Genomic DNA, 24,612 nt, shown 5'->3' on the forward strand with positions numbered 1-24,612 from the left:
GACTTACAGTTGAACACCAGAGAAAGACATAAAGCCTAACGCCATAAGACCTACAGTGATAAATGTGATACCAAGACCACGTAGACCTGGAGGTACGTCAGAGTACTTCATCTTCTCACGGATACCTGCAAGAGCAACGATTGCTAGCATCCAGCCCACACCAGAGCCGAAACCGTAAACGATCGATTCAGCAAAGTTGTAGTCACGTTGTACCATGAAAGATACACCACCGAAGATTGCACAGTTTACTGTGATCAGCGGTAGGAAGATGCCTAGCGCGTTGTACAAAGGTGGGAAGAAACGGTCTAGGACCATCTCTAGAATCTGTACAAGTGCTGCAATTACACCGATAAAGGTGATGAAGTTTAGGAAGCTAAGGTCCACGCCCTCAACTAACGCGTTCTCTCTCAGAACTAGGTTGTATACCAGGTTGTTCACAGGAACAGCGATAGTCAGAACTACCACAACTGCAACACCTAGGCCGAAAGAGGTCTTAACCTTCTTAGATACGGCAAGGAAAGTACACATACCTAGGAAGAAAGACAGAGCCATGTTTTCGATGAAAATCGATTTAACTAACAGACTAATGTAATGTTCCATGACGTCCTTACTCCTTCGCTTCTACTTGTTCTGGTTTCAGAATACGGATTACCCAGATAAGGAAGCCGATTAGGAAGAATGCTGATGGTGCTAGTAGCATTAGGCCGTTAGGCTGGTACCAACCACCGTTGCTCACTAGAGGTAGAACTTCTAGACCAAATAGTTTGCCTGAGCCAAATAGCTCACGGAAGAAACCTACAGTGATAAGAACGAAGCCGTAACCTAGACCGTTACCAATACCGTCAATAAGAGATGGTACTGGCGCAGACTTCATTGCGAATGCTTCAGCACGACCCATTACGATACAGTTAGTGATAATCAGACCAACGAATACAGATAGCTGTTTAGAGATATCGTATAGGTAAGCTTTTAGCACTTGGTCTACCACGATTACTAACGATGCGATGATTGCCATCTGAACGATGATACGCACACTGTTAGGAATGTGGTTACGGATCAATGAAACAGAGAAGTTAGACAACGCAGTTACAAATGTTACCGCTAGTGTCATTACAAAAGCTGTTTCTAGTTTAGTTGTTACTGCAAGAGCAGAACATACACCAAGAACTTGTAGCGCGATTGGGTTGTTATCCAACACTGGCGCTAGGATGCTCTTTTTAACGTTTTGTGCACTAGACATTAGTTAAGTTCTCCGTCACGAACTTTTGCTAGGAAAGGACCAAAGCCCATATCACCTAACCAGAAGTCAAATGTGTGTTGAACACCATTACTAGTGAGCGTCGCTCCTGATAGGCCATCAACACCGTGCTCAGAACCTTGCGGTGCGCCGCCTTTCACGACCTTAATCGCTGGCTGGTGATCTTCATTGTACAATTTCTTGCCAATGAATTGATCGCGCCATGAAGGGTTCTCTACTTCACCACCAAGTCCAGGAGTTTCACCTTGCTCGTAGTAAGTAATAGCAGACACAGTGTTACCATCAGTTTCAACGGCTACAAAGGCATACATCATCGACCATAGTCCTTTACCGTGCATAGGCAGGATAACTTTTTGGACTTCATCTTGATCTTTTACAAGGTACACCACTGCTGTATTCGCGCGACGACGGATATCAGCTACGTCTTCTTCTGGTGTCAATGCGATTGAACGTTCTGCATCTTTTGATGCTTCACGTTGATCGTACGTAGATGCATTACCCTCAGTAAAGTTACCTGTTTCAAGGTCTACTAGACGAGGTTCGATGTACTCAGCAAATAGCTCTGGTACTTTCTTACCGTTTGCGTCAATGCCTGCAACTTCAACGATCTTTGATTGCTTATCTAGGACAGCGTTAGCTTTTTGCTTATCACGCAGACCTACTGCTGCTGTTGATACGATGATTGAACAAACAAGGCTCAACCCGATAACAACACCCAGCGTCTTTTTAATGCTGTCGTTATTACTTGCCATAGCGTGCTAGTCTCCGCTTGATGTTCTTCTCAATCACTACATGGTCGAACAGAGGTGCGAATAGGTTCGCGAATAGAATCGCCAGCATCATACCTTCTGGGTACGCTGGGTTAACTACACGGATCATCACACACATTGCACCAATCAGGATGCCGTACCACCATTTACCTTTGCTAGTAAATGACGCTGATACTGGGTCCGTTGCCATGAAGAACATACCGAATGCAAAACCACCTAGAACTAGGTGCCAGTGCCATGGCATATTAAACATTGGATTAGTGTCAGAACCGATCACGTTAAACAGAGTCGATACTGCGATCATACCGATCATCACACCCGCAATGATGCGCCATGAAGCGATTCGCATGTAAACGATCATCGCTGCACCGATCATTAGAGCTAGAGTCGATACTTCACCAATAGAGCCAGGGATGTTACCGATGAACGCGTCCATCCAAGTGATAGGAGCGCCAGTTACTGTGTTAACTAGAGCACCGTTACCACCTTGAGCCCATTGGCTAAGAGCAGTTGCACCAGAGAAGCCGTCAGCTGCAGTCCATACTACGTCACCCGAAATTTGTGCTGGGTAAGCGAAGAATAGAAATGCACGACCTGCAAGTGCAGGGTTAAGGAAGTTACGACCTGTACCACCGAAGATCTCTTTTGCTACAACAACACCAAATGTGATACCTAGTGCCGCTTGCCATAGAGGTAGCGTTGGTGGAACGATAAGTGCGAATAAGATAGAAGTTACAAAGAAACCTTCGTTAACTTCGTGTTTACGCACCATACAGAACAACACTTCCCAGAAGCCACCAACAATAAATACTGTTGCGTAGATTGGCAGGAAGTAAGTCGCACCTAGTAGCATCTTACTGCCAACACCCGCTTCCGCACCGATAGTGCCGCCAAGCATTTCTGTTAGCCAGTAGTGCCAGTTACCTGCGATAACTGTCGCTAGTTGGTCACCAGCGTACATGTGGTTAAGTGCTGCAATAGCTTGGCCACCTGCGTTGTACATACCCCAGAACATTGCTGGGAATACCGCAAACCAAACCATGATCATGATACGTTTTAGGTCAACGCTATCACGAACGTGCGAGCTTTTATTTGTTACAATACCTGGGGTGTAAAAAACTGTTGCTACAGCTTCGTACAGGGCAAACCATTTTTCGTGTTTGCCACCAGGCTCAAAATGATGCTCGATGTCTTCAAGAAACTTTTTAAGAGCCATGAAAATTACCCTTCCTTCTCGATAGTATCTAGGCATTCACGAAGTAACGTACCGTACTCGTACTTACCTGGACATACAAAGGTACACAATGCTAGATCTTCTTCATCCAGTTCAAGCGCACCCAGTGCTTGAGCACTGTCTGTGTCGCCGGCACATAGATCACGAAGCAGCAAAGTAGGCTCCATATCTAGAGGCATTACGCGTTCGTAGTTGCCAATTGGAACCATTGAACGATCACTACCATTGGTCGTCGTTGTCATATTGAACAACTGACCTTTGAATACGTGACCAAGGAAAGAGCGAGTTACCGAGAACTTATTCTTACCAGGCATTGCCCAGCCAAATAGTTCTTTTTCACGGCCTTCACGTAATACAGAAACCTGTTGATGGTAACGGCCAAGGTATGCGTGTGGACCAGTTGCATGTGTACCTGTTAGTACTGAACCAGAGATCACACGAACTTCGCCAGGCATCAGCTCGTTATCTGTTAGGTCATCTAAGCTTGCACCCATTACGGTACGAACTAGACGAGGGTTATTCACAACTGGGCCAGCTAGAGACACAACACGATCTGTGCATAGCTCACCAGTTAGGAACAGCTTACCGAACGCGATAACGTCTTGGTAGTTGATGCTCCATGCCACATTCTCTGCATTTACTGGGTATAGGAAATGCATGTGGGTGCCCGCAAGACCTGCTGGGTGAGGGCCATCGAAGACGTGTTCTTCTACGTTAGACTGTGAAGAACGTGGCAAGCTAGTGCCAGATTTACATACGTAAACCTTGCCTTCTGTCAGGGCTGAAAGAATGTCTAGACCAGCAATGAATGCTTCTTGTTGCTCATTAATGATCAACTCAGGCTTAGCTGCTAGTGGATTAGTATCCATTGCAGTTACGAAAATAGCCTTAGTAGAAGACTCGATTGCAGGAACCTTGCTAAACGGACGAGTACGTAAAGCGGTCCATAAGCCAGAGTCAACCAACTGAGTCTTGATCACTTCACGATCTAGACCTGAAAGTTGAGCGGCTTCGAACTTATCAAATGTCACCTGCTCTTCACCTGCCACTTCAATCACTACAGATTGAAGGACACGTTTAGCGCCACGGTTAACTTCGATCACTTTACCGGCTGCTGGTGCAGTAAATTTCACGCCTGGGTTCTTTTTATCTTCAAAAAGAACTTGCGCTTTTTTCACTTCATCACCAACGCGGACATGCATGGTAGGTCGCATGCCAACGTACTCTTCGCCAAGCAAGGCGACTTTTTTGATGGTCTTACCATCATTAATCACCTGGGATGGAGTTCCTGCGATAGGAAGATCCAAGCCCTTCTTTATTGTAATCATACGCACTTGCACTACTTTTATCGGGAAAAAGATTCTTTTGATTGCGTAACTTTTAGACACGACATCAGTGTCCGGTTTTGATGTTGTTTTAAACATCAAAATCGCAACATCCTATTAAAAATCTCGTCACAAGGAATACGCGAGATTTATCAGGTGCCGTAGTCTAGCATTTTTTAGGAACTTGATGCCATGATCAATCATTAGAATAGAGGGGTTATTTCGGTAGAATCAGGTCTAAAAGGTCAAAGAATAGTCATAACTTTGACCCATCGCACAAATGCCATATTCCATACATATCTTATGGAAAAGTGATATTCATCGCCTGAAATATTCTGCAATTTCCATTCATTTGTTGAAACACTGTTAACACATTTTTTAACCAGAATTTGTGCCACGTTAACGTCCCTAAAGAATGTAAAACGAAAAAAGATGGCCTTAAGCCACCTTTCTCTGCACCTTTATATCTTGCGTTTTTAGTGACCGCCACCCATACACATCGGGCTATCAGGGGCGCCATCTTGTTCACGCTTCCACTCTTCATCAGTGTATGTATGAATAGCTAATGCATGAATGTGGTTATCCAGTTCATCTGCCAAAATTTGATGAACTTGACGATGGCGCCCAATCAAACGCTGTCCCGCGAACGAATCACTCACAACAATCACTTTGAAATGACTCTCTGAGCCTGGTGGCACATTATGCATGTAGCTCTCATTAATGACTTTGAGATAGCTGGGTTGCAGCTCACTGTGTAGTTTCTTCTCTATGATTTCTTGGATCATATTCGTTCCTCATTGATGCGAATTCCATAAGTATATACCTAAGTAAAGCAGACATGCATCACTCAAACGTCACTCTCATTATTGACGCACTTTGTAGACATATTGTCTCAAGGCGCTCGACTCCATGAACATGCCTAGAGAGCAGCCATCACTGAACTCGTAAAATTTGACAGCTTTTTGTATCTCGACACGTCATCATTTGCGACAATAACACTTAATTTCTAAATCAACTTACATTTAGCTATGAAAACCGAACTGAACCTTCACGAGCGAAGCTTAACACTTCATCGTTTCCCAAAACGAAGTAACGAAACGCTACAAGCGTGGGATGCCGGTGATGAGTATCTTATTAATCATGTTGAAGAGCTTGCTTTGCCAGACAATCAAAACATCCTCGTGATTAATGACAGCTTTGGTGCCCTCTCCTGCTGGTTTTCGGAAAAGCACCATGTAACGCTAATGAGTGATTCATTCATCTCACATAAAGGTGCACAGCAAAATCTCGAGCAAAACCAGTGCAATAAAGTAGCGTTTGCCACCACGATGGACCTCGTTCCTGCCAATATTGATCTCGTCTTGCTGCAACTGCCCAAAAGTAACCGCCATCTAGTGTGGATACTAAGCCAATTAAGAAAGGCGCTACCGGCTTCCTGCCCCGTCATTGCAGTCAATAAAGCGAAAGACATTCATACTTCGACGCTAAAACTGTTTGAAAAATACTTAGGCGAAACAAAAACATCTTTGGCCTGGAAAAAGCACAGATTGGTGTTTTCTCAAGCAACAGTTGAGCCTCCGATTGAAGTAATGCCTTTCACGACTTGGCGCGTTGATGGCGAAGATATCGAACTCAAGAACATGCCAAATGTCTATTCAGGAGAAAGTTTAGATTTAGGTGCACGCTTTATGCTGCAGCACCTGCCTCAAGACCCTTCGATAGACAATGTCATCGACCTCGGCTGCGGCAATGGTGTTCTGTCTGTTAAATTTGGTCAGTTGAATCCAAATGCTCGGCTAACATGTGTTGATGAAAGTTTTATGGCGCTTGAATCAGCAAAACAGAACCTACGCGACAACCTTGGTGAAAATAGAGACATACAGTGCATAGCGAACAATTGCTTGGACGGTTTTAAACACAGCAGCAGCTCTATGGTTATGTGTAATCCACCGTTTCATCAACAACAGGCAATCACCGATCATATTGCTTGGCAAATGTTCTGCGATGCTAAACAAGTATTAAGTGAAAATGGCCGTTTACTGGTTATCGGAAATCGTCACCTCGGGTACGACGCAAAACTCAAACGTCTGTTTGGCGATAAAAATGTGAAACTTATCGCTTCCAACAATAAGTTTGTGATTTTACAGGCTACAAAAAATCCTGCTAAATTAAGCGCAAAATAAGCTTTAGCAAAATAGTTAAAAGGAATAATAAAATGAGAAAATTGGTACTTGCGGCTTCGGTTGCGTTGCTTGCTGCGTGTTCAGCCCCTCAACAACCTCAGCTGAACCTGATGCCAGAAAGCACATTGAGCACCAATCCAATTGTTCAAGGCAAGACTTACAGTTTGACCAGCAAAGATGTACGTGCAGCGCAGTACGTGGCGTTGGTGGATAACGGCCGTTCGAACATTCTTCCTCTTCATGCTAAACAGAATTTACGTATTGCGTTAGAAGAAGCATTAGAGAAGCAATTCTCATCTCAAGGTTTCCATGCGGATCTAAACAGCAACAACGCGATTGAATTGAGCGTTCAAGAAGCGTTGGTCAACGTGAAGCATTCGGTGATGGAAAATGAGATGGATGCTAAAGTTGTGCTGGAAATCACAGCAGAGACACCTGAGGGCAAGCTAGTCAAAACTTATACAGGTACAGCAAAGCGATCTGGCACATTGAGTGCTTCTGATGCCGATATTGAAGAGACATTGAATGATGTGGTGACATTGACGCTTAAAGAGATTGCCAATGACCCTGAGCTTCGTCAATACATGCAGGAGCGTTTCTAATGTTACGCAAAGCGATTCTGTCTTTAGCACTACTCAGCTGCAGCGTTTGGGCTGGACCAAAAGTAGCGTTTGAAACGACACTTGGTTCATTTACGGTTGAGTTAAACGAAGAGAAAGCACCTATCACTGTCGCTAATTTTCTAAAATATGTAGAAGATGGGAGCTACGAGGGTACTATTTTTCATCGTATTATCCCAGGCTTCATGGCACAAGGTGGCGGCTTTAACCAAGATATGCAGATGGTGAAAACATACGCGCCAATCAAAAACGAAGGAAATAATGGTCTAAACAATGACCGTGCTACCATCGCCATGGCACGAACCAATGCACCAAACTCTGCAACTCGTCAGTTTTTCGTCAACTTAGTCGACAATGACTTTCTCAACTATGGCGCTCGACCACCAGGTTATGCTGTATTTGGTGAGGTTACTGAGGGGTTCGACGTTATCCAGAAAATGGCTCAGCAGCCGACCACGACGGTAGGCCGAATGCGTGATGTACCAGAGACGCAAATCGTCATCACCAAAGCTACACTACTTAAATAGCCAAAACGATAAGCCCTTTGAATAATCGAAGGGCTTTCTCTTTCAACGGCTTCATTTTATTGGATTGATTTATGTCTTCATTACCTTCCATCACTTGGTTGGAAACGGTAAAAAGTTACCTCGATAAACGACTCATGTGGGTTTTCATGCTGGGCTGCTCTAGCGGCTTTCCGTGGGTTCTTATCGGTTCAAACATGTCAGGTTGGCTAAAAGATGCCGGCTTGACCCTCTCCGCAATTGGCTATTTTGGTAGCGTTTTTGCGGTCTATGCGATCAACTTTCTGTGGGCACCTCTGGTTGACCGCGTGAAGCTGCCAGTCCTCTTTAGACTGCTGGGGCAAAGACGTAGCTGGATTTTCTTTTGCCAAAGTATCGTACTCGTCGCTACCCTATTTATTGCCGGCGTTAATCCAGCGGAAAACTTGGTGTTTGCGTCACTACTCGCCTTGTGCATTGCAACGGCTTCAGCGACACAAGACATCGCAATTGATGCTTTTCGTATTGATACTTTCCCAAAGTCAGAAGAGTCTAAACTGCCTCAAGCTTCTGCAATGGCGGTCATTGGCTGGTGGACAGGTTATTCACTACCGGGTTATTTAGCGTTTGTTAATGCTGACAGTGTCGGTTGGAATGGTGTGTACTACGGGATGGCGGTGATAGTCGGCATTCTAATGGTCTTTACGATTTTAGTCGGTGAACCGAAGACTCAACGCGAACAACTTCAGTCTGCCGCTGAACAACGCCACAAAGAAGTGGTTGGTTCAAAAGTCGTAGCTTGGTTTACCGTGACTGTTGTAGAACCTTTCCTTGATTTCTTTAATCGCAATGGCGTCCGTGTCGCGATTACTCTGTTGCTGTTCGTTTTCCTATTTAAAATTGGCGAAGCGTTTTTGGGCAGGATGTCGATCGCGTTTTATAAAGATATTGGTTTTAGCAATGAACAAATTGGCTATTACTCCAAACTGATCGGTTGGGGAGCCACCATCTTCTTTACTTTTGTCGGAAGCATGTTCAACGTTAGGTTTGGTATTGTACGTGGATTAATGATCGGCGGTATTGCGATGTCTGCCAGTAACTTGATGTTTGCTTGGATTGCTTCGGTAGGCCCAAACGAGCACTTGTACTTAGCCACGATTATTGTCGATAACTTTACGACTGCTTTCTCAACTGTCGCTTTTGTTTCATTTTTGACGATTCTAACCGGGCAAGCATTTTCGGCAACTCAGTATGCGCTGCTTGCCTCTCTAGGAAACTTCGGACGGACGACTCTTGCTTCTTTCAGTGGCGAGCTAGTGGATTATCTCAATGATTGGAGCACATTCTTCGTGCTTACCGCTGTCATGGTCGTGCCAAGCTTGATTATGTTGTACTCGCTACGACATTACTTTGATGCTCTATTGGAAAAAGCACGTCACAAGCATTAACGAAACATATAAAAAACCACCGAATTCGGTGGTTTTTGTTTTGCGAGATATAAGATAAGAGGTCTATGGGTATAACCCTTTACCAAACATATTAAATATACGTGCCACGCCTTGAGTAAAGATCATCGGCTCAGTCAATACGGTTAAACACAAGCAGTCTTCTCCGGCCTTAGTGTAAGGGCTGTGCTTCACTGATGCGTCTCTAATCATCAAATCGCCCTCTTCATATTGGCCATCCTCGTCACTAAATCCACCATGTAGGATCAATGTAGACTCCAGGCCTTTGTGCGTATGTTGAGGAATTTGCACATCTTCCCCGATGTACATTAAGCTGACACGAGCGTCTTCCCCTAGGTCAATCTGAGCACTGAAAACCTTGCCTCCGTAACTTCTCCATGACCCTACGAGGTCAGAGAAACGCGCTAGAGTTTTAGGAAGAGCGAAACTTTTTCCTGCCACATTAACAGCAGCAGAGTCGCGGATCACGATATTATCAGTCGCTGGCTCCGCATTGATGATGTCATTGAACATGTCGTCAAATTCAGAAACATACTCAGAAGGTATGTCACTTACGATGTTCGCTTGACTTGCTTCGACTTGGTTCACATAAGCTCGGCACTTGGTGCATGTTTCTAAATGGGTTGCGACCACAAGACCAGAAACTGCATCAATGCTTCCCGAAGCGTATGCTTCTAACAAGCTGTTATCTGGGTGTTTGTTCATAGTTGCTCCGTATGCATTGAATGCCTTAGCTTTTCTACTGCAAGCCTCAGCCTGGATTTTACGGTACCGAGGGGTATATCAAATAATTCCGCGACCTGTTGATGAGGTAACTCTTCAAGATATACCGCTTGTAAAACATCTCTCTGGTTTTTCGGTAATATATCTAAAAACTTAACCACCTGTTCTTTCAACATATCTTGTTCTGGTGAATAGTGATCAACAAGATCTGGTGGATAATACTCTGACGGCCAAATGTCATCAGAATGAATGTGTAATTCCTTACCTTTCTGTTTTCTCAGCAGATCAAAACAAAGGTTTCGGATTATGGTATATATCCAAGTCGATAACGCGCTCTTTTCACCATCATAGAGGTGCGCTTTCTGCCAAACTGTCGCCATGGTCTCTTGCACCATCTCCATAGCAACTTGCTCATTACCAACATGTTTGTAAGCGAATTGCTTCAGCTTGGGTGCGTAAAAACGGAATACAAAAGCGAACGCATCTTTGTCTCGATCCTTCACTTTATCCATGTAATCGTTCCAATCACTGCGCCCCAGTTTTTTCGGGCTATCACTCATCATAATCGGCCTTAATTTGTGAGAGGAGTCTCCTCCTCCCATTCGTCCTAATCGGTCACGTCATCGACCAACAAGTTGAAACCACCGTTGTTCCCATCATCAATGGCAACGACTTGGTACACAACACCGTTCATTACATTGACTGGTGCTGAGTCAACCGCAACAATACTTGGGTTACCAGCCACTGTTACCGTTACATAATATGTACCTTCAGCGACATATAATCCTTGTACGCTATTTTTATACGCAAAATTAGCAATAGTTGGATCACTTCCATCTATTCCTGCACTCGTAGTGAGGTAAATATCCACCATTTCCGCTATAGGATTAGCCGCCGCGTGTGTCACATTCAACGTCGCGCTAGTCGCCACAGCGCGTCTCATATCTTCAACAACCAGAGCTTCGATATCAATCGCTGGGCTAACAACACCGACTGCATAAACACTGTAATCCATTCCACCTGCAACCATTAACCCGTCAACATCTATGATCGGATTGGTTGTTGTGCCATCCACGTAAACGTCAATATCGTAAGCGCCAGCAGCAAGATCCAAATAACCACGAATCTCTTTGAACGCTAAGTCGGCAAGAGGAGCGAAGGCCGCCCCGTTAACGTTAACATCGACGACTGGCGCTCCATCGACAAGGTGTCCGACTCTTACTTCAGCTTGGCTGCCCATATCTTCAATTATAGAAGAGCCCGAACCGTCCAACACCAAGAGTTTGACAGGTGACGTGCTATTCGAATCTCCTGTGCCGATAGCGGCAATCGTCAAGTTGGAGTTAGCCGCAAGAGATACTTTGCCCGAGTCAAAAGCAACGCTGTCTCCTACGGCAAGTCGAACTTGATACTCACCAGCTGGGATGTTCAATACGTCGGTAGAAGCTTTGTAAGCAAGGTTAGTTATTGGAGTCGCGCTAGCAAGAGCAGCACCTGGCTCAGTGACATAAAGATCAACAGCAGGAACGCCTGAAGCTGCATGAACAACTTGAACATCTAAACTATTGGCATCAGCCATTGAATCGGAGCTGCGAGTCACAACTAAAGGCTCAACTGGGTTTGGCGAACCATCGGCATCGCCAACAACGAACACGTTATAATTGAGGTCGGAATCAAGATCTAGTTCTGTTTTAGGTATTACGGTCGCGGTTTCATTACCTGGGAGCTGAACATCGACCTGAATCGAATTCATCCCCTCTCGCAATTTAACGTAGCCAGATCCCACACCATAATCAACATTCGTTAATGATGGTTTATCGTTGATCCACACATTTGCGAGCGGCGCATCAGAAGACGCGTGCACTGCTTGTAAATTGGAATACTCGATAGTGTCACTGTCGGAGCCACACGCCGCCAGTCCTAATGTCGCAACAATAGTTAGCGCAGCTTTATTAAATCCTTTCATATCCTTGCCTCTTTGTTAGTCGGGGCTTCTATGGCTTCTGTCAGAAATTGCAACGCAGGAATACAGTCCTCTGCGCCGACTAGCTGTTCGAACAGATTGCAGTCTAGGGGTAGTAACTCAAGCCAACGCTGAGTAACCCAAGCAGAGTCATCGTAAAAACGATGCTGGTAGAGGCTTCCAAGTTGAGGAAACTCTTCATAAACATGGGATAACTGCTGGCTTAAAAAGAAGAAATCTGGTGAGTTGTCTAGATGTTGCCAATTGTCTAACCATTCAACCTCTGCATGACGTAAGCCATCCGCATCTGCACGGACGCGTTTGACAACAAAGCGTTGCTCACCAGCAACTGTAATACCAAGAAGGCCATCACTGAGTGTTTCAAAATCAACGATCCTGACCAAAGTTCCGATAGATGAAACGTTACCCACGTCTTTAGGGTCACCTTCGCTTCCTACTAGGCAAACTCCAAAGCCCACATTTTGTAGGCTGCATTCCTTTACCATTCGCTTATATCGTGGCTCAAAAATGCGCAGATTCATTTTACCTTCAGGGAGTACAACTGAAGTGAGTGGGAATAACATGACTTCTTTCATTCAAACGTCCTCTTTGATTCACGGATACATACGAATCCCTTATCACTCCGATCACTAACGATTTATGTTGGTTAATCGACTGGCTTAAAAAGTCATAAAATCGCTTACGCAAACGATCCAAATCACACATTTATTGCAATCAAATGCAACAAACAAAAAGTTCCGTAAATAAAGATAATTTCGTGACACAACTCACCAAAAACGTTCAGTTTTGCACCCTTTATCACTTTCATTTGGGATTTTTATCGCTATTATTCCCGCCAATTGGAAAGCGCAGCATAGATTGCGTGTTCTGAATCATTACAAACATAGAGAGTCCCCTTATGCGTAAATCACTTTTAGCTCTTAGCCTTCTAGCGGCTACTTCAGCTCCAGTTATGGCGGCAGATTACTCTGACGGCGATATCCACAAAAACGATTACAAGTGGATGCAGTTCAACTACATGTACTCAATTGATGAAATGCCACGAGTTAAAGGCGCTGACGACAACGCTCACGATTACCTAGAAATGGAATTTGGCGGTCGCTCTGGTATTTTCGACCTATACGGTTACGTAGACGTATTTAACCTAGCGACTAAAGATAACCAAGATAAGTCAATTGAGAACGGCGCTCCTGACAAGATGTTCATGAAATTTGCACCACGTATGTCTCTAGATGCCGTAACTGGTAAAGACCTATCTTTCGGTCCAGTTCAAGAGCTATACATTGCATCTCTAATGGAATGGGGCGGTAACAACGGTGGTGTAAACAACCAGAAAATCGGTTTAGGTTCTGATGTAATGGTTCCTTGGTTAGGTAAAATCGGCCTAAACCTGTACAGCACTTACGATGGCAACAACAAAGGTTGGAACGGTTTCCAAATCTCGACTAACTGGTTCAAACCATTCTACTTCTTCGACAATGGCTCATTCATTTCTTACCAAGGTTACATTGATTACCAATTCGGTATGGATGATGATGCTGGTAACAAATTTGGTACTACCGCGTCAAACGGTGGTGCAATGTTCAACGGCATTTACTGGCACTCAGATCGCTTCGCGGTTGGTTACGGCCTGAAAGCATACAAAGAAGTATATGGCGTAAAAGACGGTCTACAAGTTGCTCCAGGTGTTGAGCTAGAATCGACTGGTGTAAGCCACTACCTAGCTGTAACTTACAAGTTCTAATTGAACCACTAAGTTTGCTCAAAAATGGCGCCTTTCGGCGCCATTTTTATTTGCTTTCCTTTTTTCCCTCATTATCCTTGCAGCAAACCTTTTTAATGAGAGCGTTTGGTGAATATCCTTATCCTCGGTCCAGGTGCGGTGGGCTCACTCTGGGCAACAAAATTTAAGCTTGCCGGGCACAATGTTTCATTGTGGGGAAGAAGTTCAGAGAGACAACAACCACTTCAGTTGGATGACACACCCGCAATCGTATTCAGTAATCAAGATATTTCCTCCGTAAATCAAGCGGACCTCATTTTGATCACGGTAAAAGCTTGGCAAGTGGAAGACGCCATTCAGCCTTTGCTCCCTCATATCAATACAGACACGATTATCATGCTGATGCACAATGGTATGGGTACTGCCTCTGCCTTGGAGAAGGTTGTGCCAAACAATCCGATAGTGCTCGCAACAACAACGCACGGCGCATACAAACCAGATAACCAACACGTATTGCATACCGGTCACGGAACAACGCAAGCGGGTGGTTATAATGACAAAGGAATGCAGTGCACTTTTCTGAAAGATGTTATGCATAATGCCCTTCCAGAGGCCATTTGGAATCCACACATCCAATCTGCGTTATGGACTAAGTTAGCGATCAACTGCGCGATTAACCCACTGACTGCGATTCTCCAGTGTAAGAATGGTGAACTTGCGAAGCCCGAGTTTAAGATACAACTCGAAAGCATCACTCAAGAACTGGTTGAAGTAATGAGTAAAGAAGGTATTGCTATCGAGTTTCGCTCTCTTTTCGATACGGTAATGCAAGTGGTGAACGCCACAGCTGAGAACTATTCTTCAATGAGACAAGACGTATTCCATCAGCGTCGAACGGAAATTGATTTTATAACCGGATACTTGTTAAAGGCTGCCGAGAAACATCGCATCAATACGCCTGAGAATTTAAAACTTTACCAACGCATCAAACAAATAGAACAAAGCTGGACAGAACAATGAGTAAGAAAATCTTAGTGCCAATCGCTCCGGGCACCGAAGAAATGGAAGCCGTCACCGTTATCGACATGATGGTTCGCGCGGGTTATGACGTTACGGTAGCGAGTGCTGCTTTTGATGGCTCATTGACGATGAAAGCTTCTCGCGGAGTCACACTAACAGCCGATTGTAAACTGGTCGATATTGCTGATGATGAGTTTGACGCCATAGCGCTTTCTGGTGGTGTTGGTGGTGCAGAAATTTTTCGTGATAGCACGGTGATGATAGAAATCCTTAAGCAGCACATCTACGAGGGAAAATTGGTCGCTGCTATCTGCGCAGCACCGGCGTTGGTATTGCAACACCATGATCTTTTCCCACAATCACTGATGACCTGTCACCCGAGCTTTCAGTCACATATCCCGGAAGAGAAGTGGCGCAGCAAACGCGTGACCTTTGATATCAACCACAACCTGATCACTAGTCAAGGTCCGGGTACAGCTTTAGAGTTCGCGATGGAAGTAATCATTCAACTCTCAGGTAAAAAACACGCATGGTCAGTTGCTGAACCAATGATCCCTCTGCCTACTCTGCACTACCACAAGCTTGGTGAAGAATAATGTTTGACGTAAATGCTGTACGCGAGCAATTTCCTGCTCTAAACCAATCCGTCAACGATACGCCCTTAGTGTATCTAGATAGCGCAGCGACAACGCAAAAACCGCAATGTGTGATTGATGTCATCAGTCATTACTACAGTGCGCAAAATGCCAATGTTCACCGTGGCAGCCACAGTTTAACGGCTAATGCCACCAGCCAATTTGAAGCGGCACGAGAACGAGTGGCAAGCTTTATTGGTGCAAACAGCTCTAAAGAGATCATTTGGACACGGGGCGCAACCGAAGCACTGAACTTAATTGCTCAAACCTACGCCCGTAGCACGTTACAACCAGGTGATGAGATCTTAATTAGCGAGATGGAGCACCACGCCAACATCGTGCCCTGGCAAATCGTGGCAGAGCAAACGGGTGCTAAAGTCATTAAAGTTCCGATGACATCAGATTGCCAGTTCGACATCAGTGCATTTGAGGCGCTTCTGTCTGACCGCTGTAAAATTGTTGCTTGCGCACAAATAACCAACGTAACAGGCACACGCCAACCTATCGAAAAAATCACTGAACTGGCGCACAACGTTGGCGCGGTTGTTGTAGTTGATGGCGCGCAAGGCATCGTACATGAGCAACTTGATTTATCGGCATCAGATATCGATTTCTACGTTTTCTCAGGTCACAAACTTTATGCACCAGCAGGCATTGGGGTTTTATACGGCAAGCTTGAACTTTTGGAAGCCATGCCACCATGGCACGGCGGCGGTAAAATGGTTGAACGCGTTTCTTTCGAAAAAACGACGTTTTCTGCACTTCCTGGTAAATTTGAAGCGGGCACACCAAACGTTGCGGGCGCGATTGCTCTAGCGAAAGCCATTGAGTGGTACCAAGGTTTTGACCATCACGAAGTAGAGACTCATCTCCATGTGCTTCAGGATAAGGCCTACCAAGCACTAAGCGCTTTGGATGACATCCATATTCTAGGCTATCAACCGAATGCCTCTGTACTGACGTTCGTCATGGACGGCGTTCATCACCAAGACATGGCGACGCTGCTCGATCAACAAGGCATTGCGGTACGAGCAGGACACCACTGCGCTCACCCATTGATGGATGCGCTAAACGTTAAAGGCACGGTACGCGTTTCTTTTGGTATTTATAACACGGCTGAAGATGTGGATAGACTCATCGCCGCCGTAGAAAAAGCCGTCGACATGCTATAACGCCAACAGTTTGATTTGGAGTAACCAACAAGGTTACTCCATCTGCCTATCCAGAGTCGCCACGCAATTTCTGCCATTTCTTTTCGCAGCATAAAGCGCTTTATCTGCATGCGCATACAAACGTTTGGTGGTTTCATTTCTGCCTATTTCCACCACGCCTACACTCACCGTGACCGGAATTTCAATCTTTTCAAATTCGAACTGACAATTTTGAATGTGGGAACGTACTTCCTCTCCTACCTCTTTCGCCGCCGACAGAGAAGTTTCTGGCAAAATAATCGCAAACTCCTCCCCTCCGACTCTTGCAAAAATTTCGTCTTTGACGAGTAAGTGAGAAACCAAATCAGTTAAGGTCTCTAAGACATAATCCCCCGCATCATGACCACGTTTATCATTGATGACTTTAAAAAAGTCCAAATCAAACAATAACAACGCGGAGTGATAGTTCGGCTCTTGAGCTTTAATGACCTCTTCTGTGAGCTTTTCGAAAAAGACACGTCGATTGTAGATGTTGGTAAGAGCATCAATTTGGCTTTGATGGCGAAGAAGGGTTTCAACTCGGTGGCGATTGGAGATGTTGCGTGTAAGAATAAGGACAACGCGACGACCTCGGTATTTTATAGCGAGTGGGCAGATCTTGCCTTCGTAGTATAGGTCGCCTCTTGGCCCACTGTTAGCATCTATTCCCTGAATGCTGTCGGCGCACATCTTGTACTCGACCGTCACAATACTGTCTTGTTTCAGTGATCGATTGATCTGCTCGATAAACCAGTCAGCTTTATCTTTCTCGAGTACGCTGTGCAGCGTCTCACCTATCAAATTGCTTCCATCGTGATAGGCTTTTTTATCTGTTCCTCCAAAAACATCAATATAGATACCATCTTCACTCAGAATAAAAGTGGGGTCTGGCATTCCGGATAACACGTCTTGCGCATGTTCCAAGGTGAATTGCATATAGGGAGGTTCCTAGCATTTGTATCTAAGTAACCCAATCGCTTCCAAGTGTGTTTCCACATTGGGGAATAGGAGCGGATGGGGCATATGTCTATTATCTAATATAGACAAATTTTAAATACAATTGAGTTTATAAAAACCAAGTGGGCAATATAATGAACCAGGATCAATAGAATGGTTAATTAACGCTAAAATAGTCGACCATTTGCATACTTTTTATCCATATGCAAAAAATATCTCAACTCAGATACAAAAAACGCCAAACAGCTAGGCTATTCGGCGTTTTTTAAGAGTTGGAAAAATAACTCGTTACACGGCGACTTGCTTAATCTGCTCTACAATAGCTTTCAAGCCATTACCACGTGACGGGCTTAAATGGGAGACAAGCCCCAGCTGATCAAAATAAGCATCAATATCAAATGCTTGAATTTGATCGGCCGTTTTACCGTCATAAGCTGCCATTACCAAGGCAATCAATCCACGGACGATACGCGCATCGGAGTCCGCACAAAAATGCCAAACGCCATCTTGCTCTTGGCTCACTAACCACACCAAGCTTTCACAACCCGAAACGGTAACTTGTTCTGATTTCAGCTCTTCTGGCATTTGTGGCAGCTTTTTACCCCACTGAATCACCTGACGGTAACGATCTTCCCAGCCTTGAAATTGCTGCATAGTCGCTACAATGTCTTCGCTGGTGATATCTGTACCAAATGGAGAAACGGGAAAATCTGTCATGATGCGCTCTTCTTCTAGTTTACTGCTTATATTTTGAAATCAACTTCTCAACGATTCGCGATACCGCGACAAAGCCAAACGTTGCAGTTACGACAGTCGCCGCACCAAAACCGCTAGCGCAATCCATACGTTTTGGACCTTCCGCTGTCGACTTCACACCACACACTGAACCGTCTGCTTGAGGGTACTTCAGCTGCTCGGTTGAAAACACGCAATCAATACCAAACTTACGAGCCGGATTCTTAGGGAAGTTATGATGACGACGCAAGGTGTCTTTGATTTTCTTCGCTAGAGGATCTTGGATCGTTTTCGTTAAGTCAGCGACCATGATCTGCGTTGGGTCAACCTGACCACCAGCGCCCCCCGTGGTGATCACTTTGATCTTGTTGCTGCGGCAATACGCCAACAAAGACGCCTTCGCTTTTACGCTGTCAATCGCATCTAGCACGTAATCAAACTCTTTGCTTAAGTACTCATGTTGATTGTCTGGCGTGATGAAATCATCAATCAGATTGACTTTACACTCTGGGTTGATCAATTTGACACGCTCGGCCATCACTTCAATTTTGCTTTGGCCAACGGTGCCCGTCATCGCATGAATTTGGCGGTTAATATTCGTGACACAAACATCATCCATATCAATCAGAGTCAACTCACCGATCCCAGTACGGGCCAGCGCTTCGACCGCCCATGAACCCACGCCACCAATACCAATAACACAAACGTGTGCAGCGCGAAGAATGTCCACTTCACTGTTGCCATAAAGACGACGAGTGCCGCCAAAGCGTTGATTGTAGCTGTCAGATGCTGGGGTATCGAGTTCACGCATATTGAAGTCCAGATGATCGATAGAAAAACAAAGAGTGCGATTTATACGCACTCTTTGATGAAATGTCTAGATAAGAGGCGGTTCCTCTTTCTTGGATGGCTATTGTAGCTTTTCTGGCGGCAAAGCCCAAGGCGCTTGAGTTGGTGAGTTTTCCAGCCCAAGTTTCCAAACTCGACCAAAATGCTTGTAGTGCCCTGCTTCCGTTCCTGCTCTCGCACCAATGCCATGATACAGATCCAAATGGTTCTGTTTTACCGCACCACCAGTGTCTAAAACGATCAGCATTCGCAGTTGATGAGCACCGCTCCACGTACCATCCGCATTCAGCAATGGTACTTCCGCCAAGATTGGTGTGCCCATTGGTAAGATAGAACGGTCACCCGCGACCGCGGCCATTGGCAACAAAGGAATACCAGCCGACCCCGTTACTGGCGCTTCCGATTTTGGCGCAAAGAAAACGTAAGAAGGGTTTTGCTCCAACAACTCGCGTACTGTTGCGTCGTCGTTGTCCATTACCCACTCTTTAATCGCTTTGAGAGACATTTTTTCACGCGGCACTTCACCACGTTCAATCAAAATGCGGCCAATACTAACGTAAGCTTTATTATTTTTCCCTGCGTACGCGAAGTACTCCAACGTATCATCATCTTCAAAATGCACATAGCCACTGCCCTGCACTTCCATCATAAACGGGTCAATACGGTTAGGCGCATAACCTAGCACTAAACCTTGGCCATCTAATGCCCCGTTGTAGATCTCCGCACGAGTCGGACAATCTGATGAGCAGTTTGGCTTGCCATAAACTGGGTACTTAAAAATGTCGTTTGGTGTATGACGCAGCTCCATCACGGGAGAAAAGTATCCGGTAAACAGCACATTACCTTTTTTATCACCACCACCCAATTGCGCGGCTTGAATGCCAAACGCACTCAACGCACTGGTATCTCCGCTCTGTTGCGCCCACTCACTTAATCGTTGATATAGCGGTTGGTATATCTTAGCCATGGATGGTGACTTTATCACCACTTGCTCAGCTTGCTTGTTAAATTCAGTAAAATCGCGTGGTTTGTTAGACTCAACCACATCCACTTGATTGAGGATCTGAGGAAACTCACCATCAAGATATTGCTGAGCACGATCATTTTGTTGAGCACAGCCAAAGAGTAGGCTCAAAGAGATAATAGGAAGGAGTTTTTTTAACACGTGTCTTTTCCGTAAAAGAGAATAGCAAAAGGATGGCAAACAAATGCATACGGTGCAATTGAAAAGCAACGACAAATGTTTCAACGCTAAGCCAATCCGTTTACTCGTTGTGAATTCATTCAGTTAATACAACATGATAGCAGCGGAAGAATTACGGAATTGTCCGGATTATGTTTGAAAGTAAGATTTACTGATTGAGAGATGAAATTGTGATCATCCATGTGACTCACAGACGAAAAAGCTGTCAGCTTAAGAGACAATAATAAAAACGACTATCTTACCGCAATCCTTGCACGCCCCTCTAAATGGAATACAGGTAGATAATGTGCATTAGCATCCAGCTTCATTTCTGCATGCTGCTTACCCACAAAATTGAAGTGCCGCTCATTTGAACCCACTCGATACGAAAACGAATCCCCATCGAATTCAAAACTGGTCGCCACTGTAGAACCATTTACGGTAACACCGCGCTCACTCAACACAAATTCTTCACGAGCATAAGGCGCAACATCTTGCTCAACCCAGCGACCATAAATTATCGATTTGGGAATGGGCGGATTAATGGTTCGAGTAATCAAATCACTATACAGCATGCACACGACAACGGTTCCAACTATCGCTATAAGCATGAGAGAACGCTCTAGCCACTTACGAAGCATTGATTTAGATGACGTTTTTGACAAATTTGAAGCAGTGATCGCAGCATTCTTATTAACAGCAGAAGACATGAGGTTCACGTATTGAGGAAAGACGCACCCATTGTAACCTTCCCTTTTAACGGGACCAAGAACCTACCTCAATATGTTTGTGCTTTATTCCAAAATTTCACCTTGCCACTCAATGAATAAAAAGGCATTATTTTAACATAATTAAACAAAGGAATGGCTGTAGTGAAAATTCGTAGTACTGCTCTCGTAAAAGGATTCCGTCAATCAACACCTTATGTCAATGCTCACCGCGGAAAAACCATGGTGATCATGCTGGGCGGAGAAGCCGTCGCACACAAAAATTTTGGCAATATTATTAATGATATCGCACTCATGCACAGCCTCGGAATCAAAGTCGTTGTGGTGTATGGTGCACGTCCTCAAATTAATCAGCTGCTAGAAAAACAAGACCTCACTACGCCTTACCACAAAAATATCCGCATTACGGATGAATCGGCTTTATCTGTTGTTATGCAAGCTGCCGGACAACTTCAGCTTGCGATTACTGCGCGCCTATCAATGAGCCTCAACAATACTCCGATGGCAGGTACCCAGCTCAATGTCGTTAGCGGAAACTACATCATTGCCCAACCACTCGGCGTTGATGATGGTGTGGACTATTGCCATAGTGGACGTATTCGCCGCATTGACACCGACGCGATTAATCGCACGCTCGACCAAGGCTCTATTGTGCTACTTGGCCCCATTGCGAGCTCTGTGACTGGCGAGTGTTTTAACTTACTTTCTGAGGAAGTCGCGACACAACTGGCGATAAAGCTGGGTGCGGATAAGTTGATTGGTTTTTGCTCCGAACAAGGTGTCATTGATGACAACGGCAATGCTGTCGCCGAGTTACTGCCAATTGAGGCGGAGCATGTCATCAAAACACTCTCTGAAAATACGTCTCCTGACCTAGATTACAACACTGGGACACTGCGCTTTCTTAAAGGCTCTATTGCAGCTTGCCGTGCCGGAGTACCTCGTAGCCACTTGATCAGTTATAAAGTAGATGGCGCCTTAATTCAGGAGTTGTTCTCTTTCGACGGCATCGGAACCCAAGTTGTTATGGCGAGTGCTGAACAAGTGAGGCAAGCTAATATTGACGATATTGGCGGTATCTTAGACCTCATTCGCCCGTTAGAAGAACAAGGTGTACTGGTTAGGCGCTCTCGAGAGCAGCTAGAGCAAGAGATTGGAAAATTTACCATCATCGAGAAAGACGGCTTGATTATTGGCTGCGCTGCTCTTTATCCGTATCCAGAAGAGCGTAAAGCTGAGATGGCTTGCGTAGCGATTCACCCTGACTATCGTGATGGAAACCGAGGTTTGTTACTGCTCAACTACATGAAACATCGTTCTAAATCCGAAACCATTGATCAGATTTTTGTCCTCACGACACACAGTTTGCATTGGTTCAGAGAGCAAGGTTTTTACGAAGTCAGTGTCGACTATTTGCCTGGAGCCAAACAAGGGTTATATAACTTCCAGCGTAAGTCCAAAATCTTAGCGTTAGATTTATAGCTTAACCTTAAATCAGGGAGCGAAACTTAACGTTCCACTATACCAACTAACCTCAAAGGGCAGGATTTAGTTCATTAACGCTCAACCCTGCACATCGAGCTTGTTTAGGAACGAGTTTGTTTAGGAGTAAGGCCACACATAAACCCTACTCCGGACTAGCGGGTCATCATGTAAACCCAACTTAGAAATGCGCAAACCATTGCTTGATTTTTGTTCCAATTTTATCTTTTAAATATACATTTGGTTGGCTATACTCTGCTCGCTAGTGATTGGTTTTTAACCAATACGAATGGATCTAGGTGATGTAATTAGCCTTCACCCTAAAATACTGGGCAATTGAAAAACTAGTTAGCTCCGTATTGCACACCAAGGACAGTTGTTAATCTGACTTTAAATAAGCCGAGACGAGCACTGTTATGAGAACAATCATTTGTAATTCGCTTCAAAGCTTCTGGGATATGGCTGACAATCAGTTTTTAGAAGGCCTAGACGTCCACTGTGTTTTCCCCGTAAATGACGCTATCCGAGATTTTATTCTTGCTTATCAACAGCAATACAAAATACGCAGCGTGTCTTTTACCAATGCGTTTGCAAAACATGCATAAAAGAAGACCGAGCCATAAGCTCGGTCTTCTTTTACGTACGTAATCAATTCAAAACAAAATCATAGCTAACAAAGATGCAAAAATAGTGACTACGATAAAGATTAAAATAGTCCAGTACACTAGCCCAATACTTATGAACCACTTTGGGCAAACTCTACGAATATCTGTTAGCTTTCTTTTTTTGGCCAACTTAGGAAATGCAACTGCGGCAACAAGAGCTAATCCATGTATTAAGGCCCCAAAGTGAAATCCAGAAACTAAAGCAAGCTCAATATCTGTATAGTGCTCACTAGTATACGCATAGTGCTTTACTTTTTGCGGCGTGATAACAATAAGCAAAATACCTACTATCAGGTACCAAAAAACTAACAAAGCACCTGCAACAAAAAATGTAATAAAAGAAACTTCTAATAACTGCAAACTTCACCGACCTTGGTCTTACCAACTAAGTCTATATTGCTATATAACTCTTTGTATTTATCAGCAACAACTTTACCAGACGCATAACTAGCACTGGCAGAGACAACCCCTAAAGCGATAGCGCCTATCCAACCAACTGGAGTAGCCATAACTACCAGAGATATAACGGCCCCGCCAGCTAAACCAACGACTGTACTTGCTGCAGTTTCCACCAATATTTCGTTTTTCTTTGCGTTAGAGTCTGCTCTAGCTATCTGATCGCAGGCAATACCAATATTAACTGCAGTTAATACAGTGCCGCCTTTAGCTGCTACTTTTGATAACTTTGCTAACCTATCTGTATTCTTCTTAAGCGCCGCAGTAGTCATAACCCCGCCGTTTCTAGATATCCTCATAGCCTCTCGAGCTTTCTTACCATTAAAGAGAAGCTTCTCAGTTGGTCCAAGATTTTTTGCTACATTCTCTAATAGTTTTTTCCTGCGATAATCATACTGCCCTTTCGAAAACGTTCCTGATTTATAATCTCTATATAAACCATCAAGCTTTTTTAGCTCTGCAACATTTCCTTTTTCACTATCTCCTAATAAAGCCCCCATGGACGCAAAAGTAGCACCGATACCTGCGCTCGCAGGCCCCCAATTATCATCAAGCCAAGAAAGAGCCCAAAATGCTTCCTTTTCGTTTTGCGACATAGATTTCATCGTTGATTCAAATTGCGCTTGATCATGATCTGAAATGGCAATTTTAGAAGAAAACTCAGATTGCTTGGTATTTGAAACGTTCAACTTTCTCAAGTAAATAGATTGACCAGATTTAATCGAATTAGGGTCTGAAATTTTAGGGTTGTCTTTTTTTATTTGAGCAAGAGCAAAATTATAGCCATCTGTTCCAAACTTAAAATGATAAAACTTCCATATAATTCTCGTAAGAGTATCACCAGGCTTAACACTATATATGTAGCTATACCTATTAACGCTGTTAAAGTAAGTTGTATTCATTTCATTCAGATCCTTATGCCC

The 24,612-nt window shown here is 44.4% G+C and carries 27 protein-coding genes; 10 read left to right on the forward strand and 17 right to left on the reverse strand.

Going from position 1 to position 24,612, the window contains the following annotated elements; all coding sequences use genetic code 11:
- Positions 1 to 3 precede the first annotated feature (3 nt).
- The 6 genes from nqrE to bolA all read right to left on the reverse strand — a co-directional run bounded on the left by nqrE (position 4) and on the right by bolA (position 5,372).
- Positions 4 to 600 carry an NADH:ubiquinone reductase (Na(+)-transporting) subunit E gene (nqrE, locus tag R7P36_RS08370; protein ID WP_005380270.1) on the reverse strand — a complete coding sequence of 199 codons (597 nt, stop codon included), beginning with the start codon at positions 598 to 600 and terminating at the stop codon, positions 4 to 6.
- A gap of 7 nt (positions 601 to 607) precedes the next feature.
- Positions 608 to 1,240, reverse strand: coding sequence for an NADH:ubiquinone reductase (Na(+)-transporting) subunit D (locus R7P36_RS08375; protein ID WP_005380269.1), 633 nt, complete (start codon positions 1,238 to 1,240; stop codon positions 608 to 610).
- On the reverse strand, positions 1,240 to 2,010 hold the full coding sequence (locus R7P36_RS08380; RefSeq protein WP_005380267.1) for a Na(+)-translocating NADH-quinone reductase subunit C: 771 nt from the start codon (positions 2,008 to 2,010) through the stop codon (positions 1,240 to 1,242). The genes R7P36_RS08375 and R7P36_RS08380 overlap by 1 nt, the downstream gene beginning before the upstream one ends.
- Entirely contained in the window at positions 2,000 to 3,244 is a 1,245-nt protein-coding gene (locus R7P36_RS08385; RefSeq protein ID WP_005380265.1) for an NADH:ubiquinone reductase (Na(+)-transporting) subunit B, read from the reverse strand. The genes R7P36_RS08380 and R7P36_RS08385 overlap by 11 nt, the downstream gene beginning before the upstream one ends.
- 5 nt (positions 3,245 to 3,249) lie before the next feature.
- Complete coding sequence (locus R7P36_RS08390) at positions 3,250 to 4,590, reverse strand: Na(+)-translocating NADH-quinone reductase subunit A (protein ID WP_005380264.1); 1,341 nt, start codon at positions 4,588 to 4,590, stop codon at positions 3,250 to 3,252.
- A 473-nt stretch (positions 4,591 to 5,063) separates the two neighbouring features.
- Positions 5,064 to 5,372, reverse strand: a complete 309-nt coding sequence (bolA, locus tag R7P36_RS08395) for a transcriptional regulator BolA (RefSeq protein WP_005380262.1) — start codon at positions 5,370 to 5,372, stop codon at positions 5,064 to 5,066.
- Positions 5,373 to 5,615: 243 nt separating this feature from the next.
- On the opposite strand from bolA, the gene R7P36_RS08400 reads away from it, so the two are divergent.
- The 4 genes from R7P36_RS08400 to R7P36_RS08415 all read left to right on the forward strand — a co-directional run bounded on the left by R7P36_RS08400 (position 5,616) and on the right by R7P36_RS08415 (position 9,341).
- On the forward strand, positions 5,616 to 6,770 hold the full coding sequence (locus R7P36_RS08400; protein WP_005385302.1) for a methyltransferase: 1,155 nt from the start codon (positions 5,616 to 5,618) through the stop codon (positions 6,768 to 6,770).
- 32 nt (positions 6,771 to 6,802) lie between these two features.
- A complete protein-coding gene (locus tag R7P36_RS08405) occupies positions 6,803 to 7,372 on the forward strand; it encodes a YajG family lipoprotein (protein WP_005380259.1) in 570 nt (189 codons plus the stop codon).
- Positions 7,372 to 7,917, forward strand: coding sequence for a peptidylprolyl isomerase (locus R7P36_RS08410; protein ID WP_005380258.1), 546 nt, complete (start codon positions 7,372 to 7,374; stop codon positions 7,915 to 7,917). The genes R7P36_RS08405 and R7P36_RS08410 overlap by 1 nt, the downstream gene beginning before the upstream one ends.
- A 71-nt stretch (positions 7,918 to 7,988) precedes the next feature.
- Entirely contained in the window at positions 7,989 to 9,341 is a 1,353-nt protein-coding gene (locus tag R7P36_RS08415; RefSeq protein WP_005380257.1) for an AmpG family muropeptide MFS transporter, read from the forward strand.
- A gap of 63 nt (positions 9,342 to 9,404) precedes the next feature.
- On the opposite strand, the gene R7P36_RS08420 is transcribed toward R7P36_RS08415, so the two are convergent.
- From R7P36_RS08420 to R7P36_RS08435, 4 genes are read right to left on the reverse strand one after another with little or no spacing between them, the layout of a single operon-like run.
- A complete protein-coding gene (locus R7P36_RS08420) occupies positions 9,405 to 10,064 on the reverse strand; it encodes a ChrR family anti-sigma-E factor (RefSeq protein ID WP_005380256.1) in 660 nt (219 codons plus the stop codon).
- Positions 10,061 to 10,645, reverse strand: coding sequence for an RNA polymerase sigma factor (locus R7P36_RS08425; protein ID WP_017636022.1), 585 nt, complete (start codon positions 10,643 to 10,645; stop codon positions 10,061 to 10,063). Before R7P36_RS08425 ends, R7P36_RS08420 begins: the two co-directional genes overlap by 4 nt.
- A gap of 44 nt (positions 10,646 to 10,689) precedes the next feature.
- Positions 10,690 to 12,048 (reverse strand): DUF4397 domain-containing protein, encoded by a 1,359-nt coding sequence (locus tag R7P36_RS08430; protein WP_213899278.1) that lies wholly within the window; start codon positions 12,046 to 12,048, stop codon positions 10,690 to 10,692.
- Positions 12,045 to 12,641 (reverse strand): LON peptidase substrate-binding domain-containing protein, encoded by a 597-nt coding sequence (locus R7P36_RS08435; protein ID WP_017636020.1) that lies wholly within the window; start codon positions 12,639 to 12,641, stop codon positions 12,045 to 12,047. The genes R7P36_RS08430 and R7P36_RS08435 overlap by 4 nt, the downstream gene beginning before the upstream one ends.
- Positions 12,642 to 12,964: 323 nt before the next feature.
- On the opposite strand from R7P36_RS08435, the gene R7P36_RS08440 reads away from it, so the two are divergent.
- The 4 genes from R7P36_RS08440 (at position 12,965) to csdA (ending at position 16,616) form a co-directional block, all read left to right on the forward strand.
- Positions 12,965 to 13,810: an outer membrane protein OmpK gene (locus tag R7P36_RS08440; RefSeq protein ID WP_005391741.1), complete on the forward strand. Its 846-nt coding sequence runs from the start codon at positions 12,965 to 12,967 to the stop codon at positions 13,808 to 13,810.
- Positions 13,811 to 13,918: 108 nt separating this feature from the next.
- Positions 13,919 to 14,809 (forward strand): 2-dehydropantoate 2-reductase, encoded by an 891-nt coding sequence (gene panE / locus R7P36_RS08445; protein ID WP_053306735.1) that lies wholly within the window; start codon positions 13,919 to 13,921, stop codon positions 14,807 to 14,809.
- Entirely contained in the window at positions 14,806 to 15,405 is a 600-nt protein-coding gene (locus tag R7P36_RS08450; RefSeq protein ID WP_006742560.1) for a DJ-1 family glyoxalase III, read from the forward strand. The genes panE and R7P36_RS08450 overlap by 4 nt, the downstream gene beginning before the upstream one ends.
- On the forward strand, positions 15,405 to 16,616 hold the full coding sequence (gene csdA, locus R7P36_RS08455; protein WP_054728421.1) for a cysteine desulfurase CsdA: 1,212 nt from the start codon (positions 15,405 to 15,407) through the stop codon (positions 16,614 to 16,616). The genes R7P36_RS08450 and csdA overlap by 1 nt, the downstream gene beginning before the upstream one ends.
- Before the next feature lie 33 nt (positions 16,617 to 16,649).
- On the opposite strand, the gene R7P36_RS08460 is transcribed toward csdA, so the two are convergent.
- The 5 genes from R7P36_RS08460 to R7P36_RS08480 all read right to left on the reverse strand — a co-directional run bounded on the left by R7P36_RS08460 (position 16,650) and on the right by R7P36_RS08480 (position 21,068).
- Entirely contained in the window at positions 16,650 to 17,570 is a 921-nt protein-coding gene (locus tag R7P36_RS08460) for a GGDEF domain-containing protein (RefSeq protein ID WP_213899277.1), read from the reverse strand.
- Between the two features lie 309 nt (positions 17,571 to 17,879).
- The gene (gene csdE, locus R7P36_RS08465) at positions 17,880 to 18,308 is read right to left on the reverse strand and encodes a cysteine desulfurase sulfur acceptor subunit CsdE (RefSeq protein ID WP_054728416.1); all 429 of its coding nucleotides are present in this window, start codon (positions 18,306 to 18,308) and stop codon (positions 17,880 to 17,882) included.
- Between the two features lie 19 nt (positions 18,309 to 18,327).
- Positions 18,328 to 19,137, reverse strand: a complete 810-nt coding sequence (gene tcdA / locus R7P36_RS08470) for a tRNA cyclic N6-threonylcarbamoyladenosine(37) synthase TcdA (RefSeq protein WP_005391724.1) — start codon at positions 19,135 to 19,137, stop codon at positions 18,328 to 18,330.
- Positions 19,138 to 19,236: 99 nt separating this feature from the next.
- A complete protein-coding gene (gene mltA, locus R7P36_RS08475) occupies positions 19,237 to 20,340 on the reverse strand; it encodes a murein transglycosylase A (protein WP_213899276.1) in 1,104 nt (367 codons plus the stop codon).
- 272 nt (positions 20,341 to 20,612) lie between these two features.
- Positions 20,613 to 21,068, reverse strand: a complete 456-nt coding sequence (locus R7P36_RS08480; RefSeq protein WP_213874860.1) for a DUF2850 domain-containing protein — start codon at positions 21,066 to 21,068, stop codon at positions 20,613 to 20,615.
- Between the two features lie 162 nt (positions 21,069 to 21,230).
- Between R7P36_RS08480 and argA the strand changes: the two genes are divergently transcribed.
- Complete coding sequence (argA, locus tag R7P36_RS08485) at positions 21,231 to 22,568, forward strand: amino-acid N-acetyltransferase (protein WP_012841478.1); 1,338 nt, start codon at positions 21,231 to 21,233, stop codon at positions 22,566 to 22,568.
- A gap of 416 nt (positions 22,569 to 22,984) precedes the next feature.
- A complete protein-coding gene (locus R7P36_RS08490; RefSeq protein ID WP_005380230.1) occupies positions 22,985 to 23,173 on the forward strand; it encodes a hypothetical protein in 189 nt (62 codons plus the stop codon).
- Positions 23,174 to 23,221: 48 nt separating this feature from the next.
- On the opposite strand, the gene R7P36_RS08495 is transcribed toward R7P36_RS08490, so the two are convergent.
- Positions 23,222 to 23,593: a hypothetical protein gene (locus R7P36_RS08495; RefSeq protein WP_031780957.1), complete on the reverse strand. Its 372-nt coding sequence runs from the start codon at positions 23,591 to 23,593 to the stop codon at positions 23,222 to 23,224.
- Entirely contained in the window at positions 23,581 to 24,591 is a 1,011-nt protein-coding gene (locus tag R7P36_RS08500) for a LysM peptidoglycan-binding domain-containing protein (protein ID WP_054574840.1), read from the reverse strand. Before R7P36_RS08500 ends, R7P36_RS08495 begins: the two co-directional genes overlap by 13 nt.
- Positions 24,592 to 24,612 lie beyond the last annotated feature (21 nt).

Source organism: Vibrio sp. 397 (genome assembly GCF_033339395.1).
Taxonomy (GTDB): Bacteria; Pseudomonadota; Gammaproteobacteria; order Enterobacterales; family Vibrionaceae; genus Vibrio; species Vibrio alginolyticus.

Coding starts and splice junctions, on each gene's coding strand:
- R7P36_RS08450 (WP_006742560.1), top strand. CDS start 14,806: ATGAGTAAGAAAATCTTAGTGCCAATCGCTCCGGGCACCGAAGAAATG.
- R7P36_RS08390 (WP_005380264.1), bottom strand. CDS start 4,590: ATGATTACAATAAAGAAGGGCTTGGATCTTCCTATCGCAGGAACTCCA.
- R7P36_RS08400 (WP_005385302.1), top strand. CDS start 5,616: ATGAAAACCGAACTGAACCTTCACGAGCGAAGCTTAACACTTCATCGT.
- R7P36_RS08405 (WP_005380259.1), top strand. CDS start 6,803: ATGAGAAAATTGGTACTTGCGGCTTCGGTTGCGTTGCTTGCTGCGTGT.
- bolA (WP_005380262.1), bottom strand. CDS start 5,372: ATGATCCAAGAAATCATAGAGAAGAAACTACACAGTGAGCTGCAACCC.
- R7P36_RS08490 (WP_005380230.1), top strand. CDS start 22,985: ATGAGAACAATCATTTGTAATTCGCTTCAAAGCTTCTGGGATATGGCT.
- R7P36_RS08415 (WP_005380257.1), top strand. CDS start 7,989: ATGTCTTCATTACCTTCCATCACTTGGTTGGAAACGGTAAAAAGTTAC.
- R7P36_RS08480 (WP_213874860.1), bottom strand. CDS start 21,068: ATGTCTTCTGCTGTTAATAAGAATGCTGCGATCACTGCTTCAAATTTG.
- R7P36_RS08375 (WP_005380269.1), bottom strand. CDS start 1,240: ATGTCTAGTGCACAAAACGTTAAAAAGAGCATCCTAGCGCCAGTGTTG.
- R7P36_RS08425 (WP_017636022.1), bottom strand. CDS start 10,645: ATGATGAGTGATAGCCCGAAAAAACTGGGGCGCAGTGATTGGAACGAT.
- R7P36_RS08460 (WP_213899277.1), bottom strand. CDS start 17,570: ATGCAATTCACCTTGGAACATGCGCAAGACGTGTTATCCGGAATGCCA.
- R7P36_RS08420 (WP_005380256.1), bottom strand. CDS start 10,064: ATGAACAAACACCCAGATAACAGCTTGTTAGAAGCATACGCTTCGGGA.
- tcdA (WP_005391724.1), bottom strand. CDS start 19,137: ATGCGTGAACTCGATACCCCAGCATCTGACAGCTACAATCAACGCTTT.
- R7P36_RS08435 (WP_017636020.1), bottom strand. CDS start 12,641: ATGAAAGAAGTCATGTTATTCCCACTCACTTCAGTTGTACTCCCTGAA.
- csdA (WP_054728421.1), top strand. CDS start 15,405: ATGTTTGACGTAAATGCTGTACGCGAGCAATTTCCTGCTCTAAACCAA.
- csdE (WP_054728416.1), bottom strand. CDS start 18,308: ATGACAGATTTTCCCGTTTCTCCATTTGGTACAGATATCACCAGCGAA.
- R7P36_RS08500 (WP_054574840.1), bottom strand. CDS start 24,591: ATGAATACAACTTACTTTAACAGCGTTAATAGGTATAGCTACATATAT.
- R7P36_RS08430 (WP_213899278.1), bottom strand. CDS start 12,048: ATGAAAGGATTTAATAAAGCTGCGCTAACTATTGTTGCGACATTAGGA.
- R7P36_RS08385 (WP_005380265.1), bottom strand. CDS start 3,244: ATGGCTCTTAAAAAGTTTCTTGAAGACATCGAGCATCATTTTGAGCCT.
- R7P36_RS08380 (WP_005380267.1), bottom strand. CDS start 2,010: ATGGCAAGTAATAACGACAGCATTAAAAAGACGCTGGGTGTTGTTATC.
- nqrE (WP_005380270.1), bottom strand. CDS start 600: ATGGAACATTACATTAGTCTGTTAGTTAAATCGATTTTCATCGAAAAC.
- R7P36_RS08410 (WP_005380258.1), top strand. CDS start 7,372: ATGTTACGCAAAGCGATTCTGTCTTTAGCACTACTCAGCTGCAGCGTT.
- R7P36_RS08440 (WP_005391741.1), top strand. CDS start 12,965: ATGCGTAAATCACTTTTAGCTCTTAGCCTTCTAGCGGCTACTTCAGCT.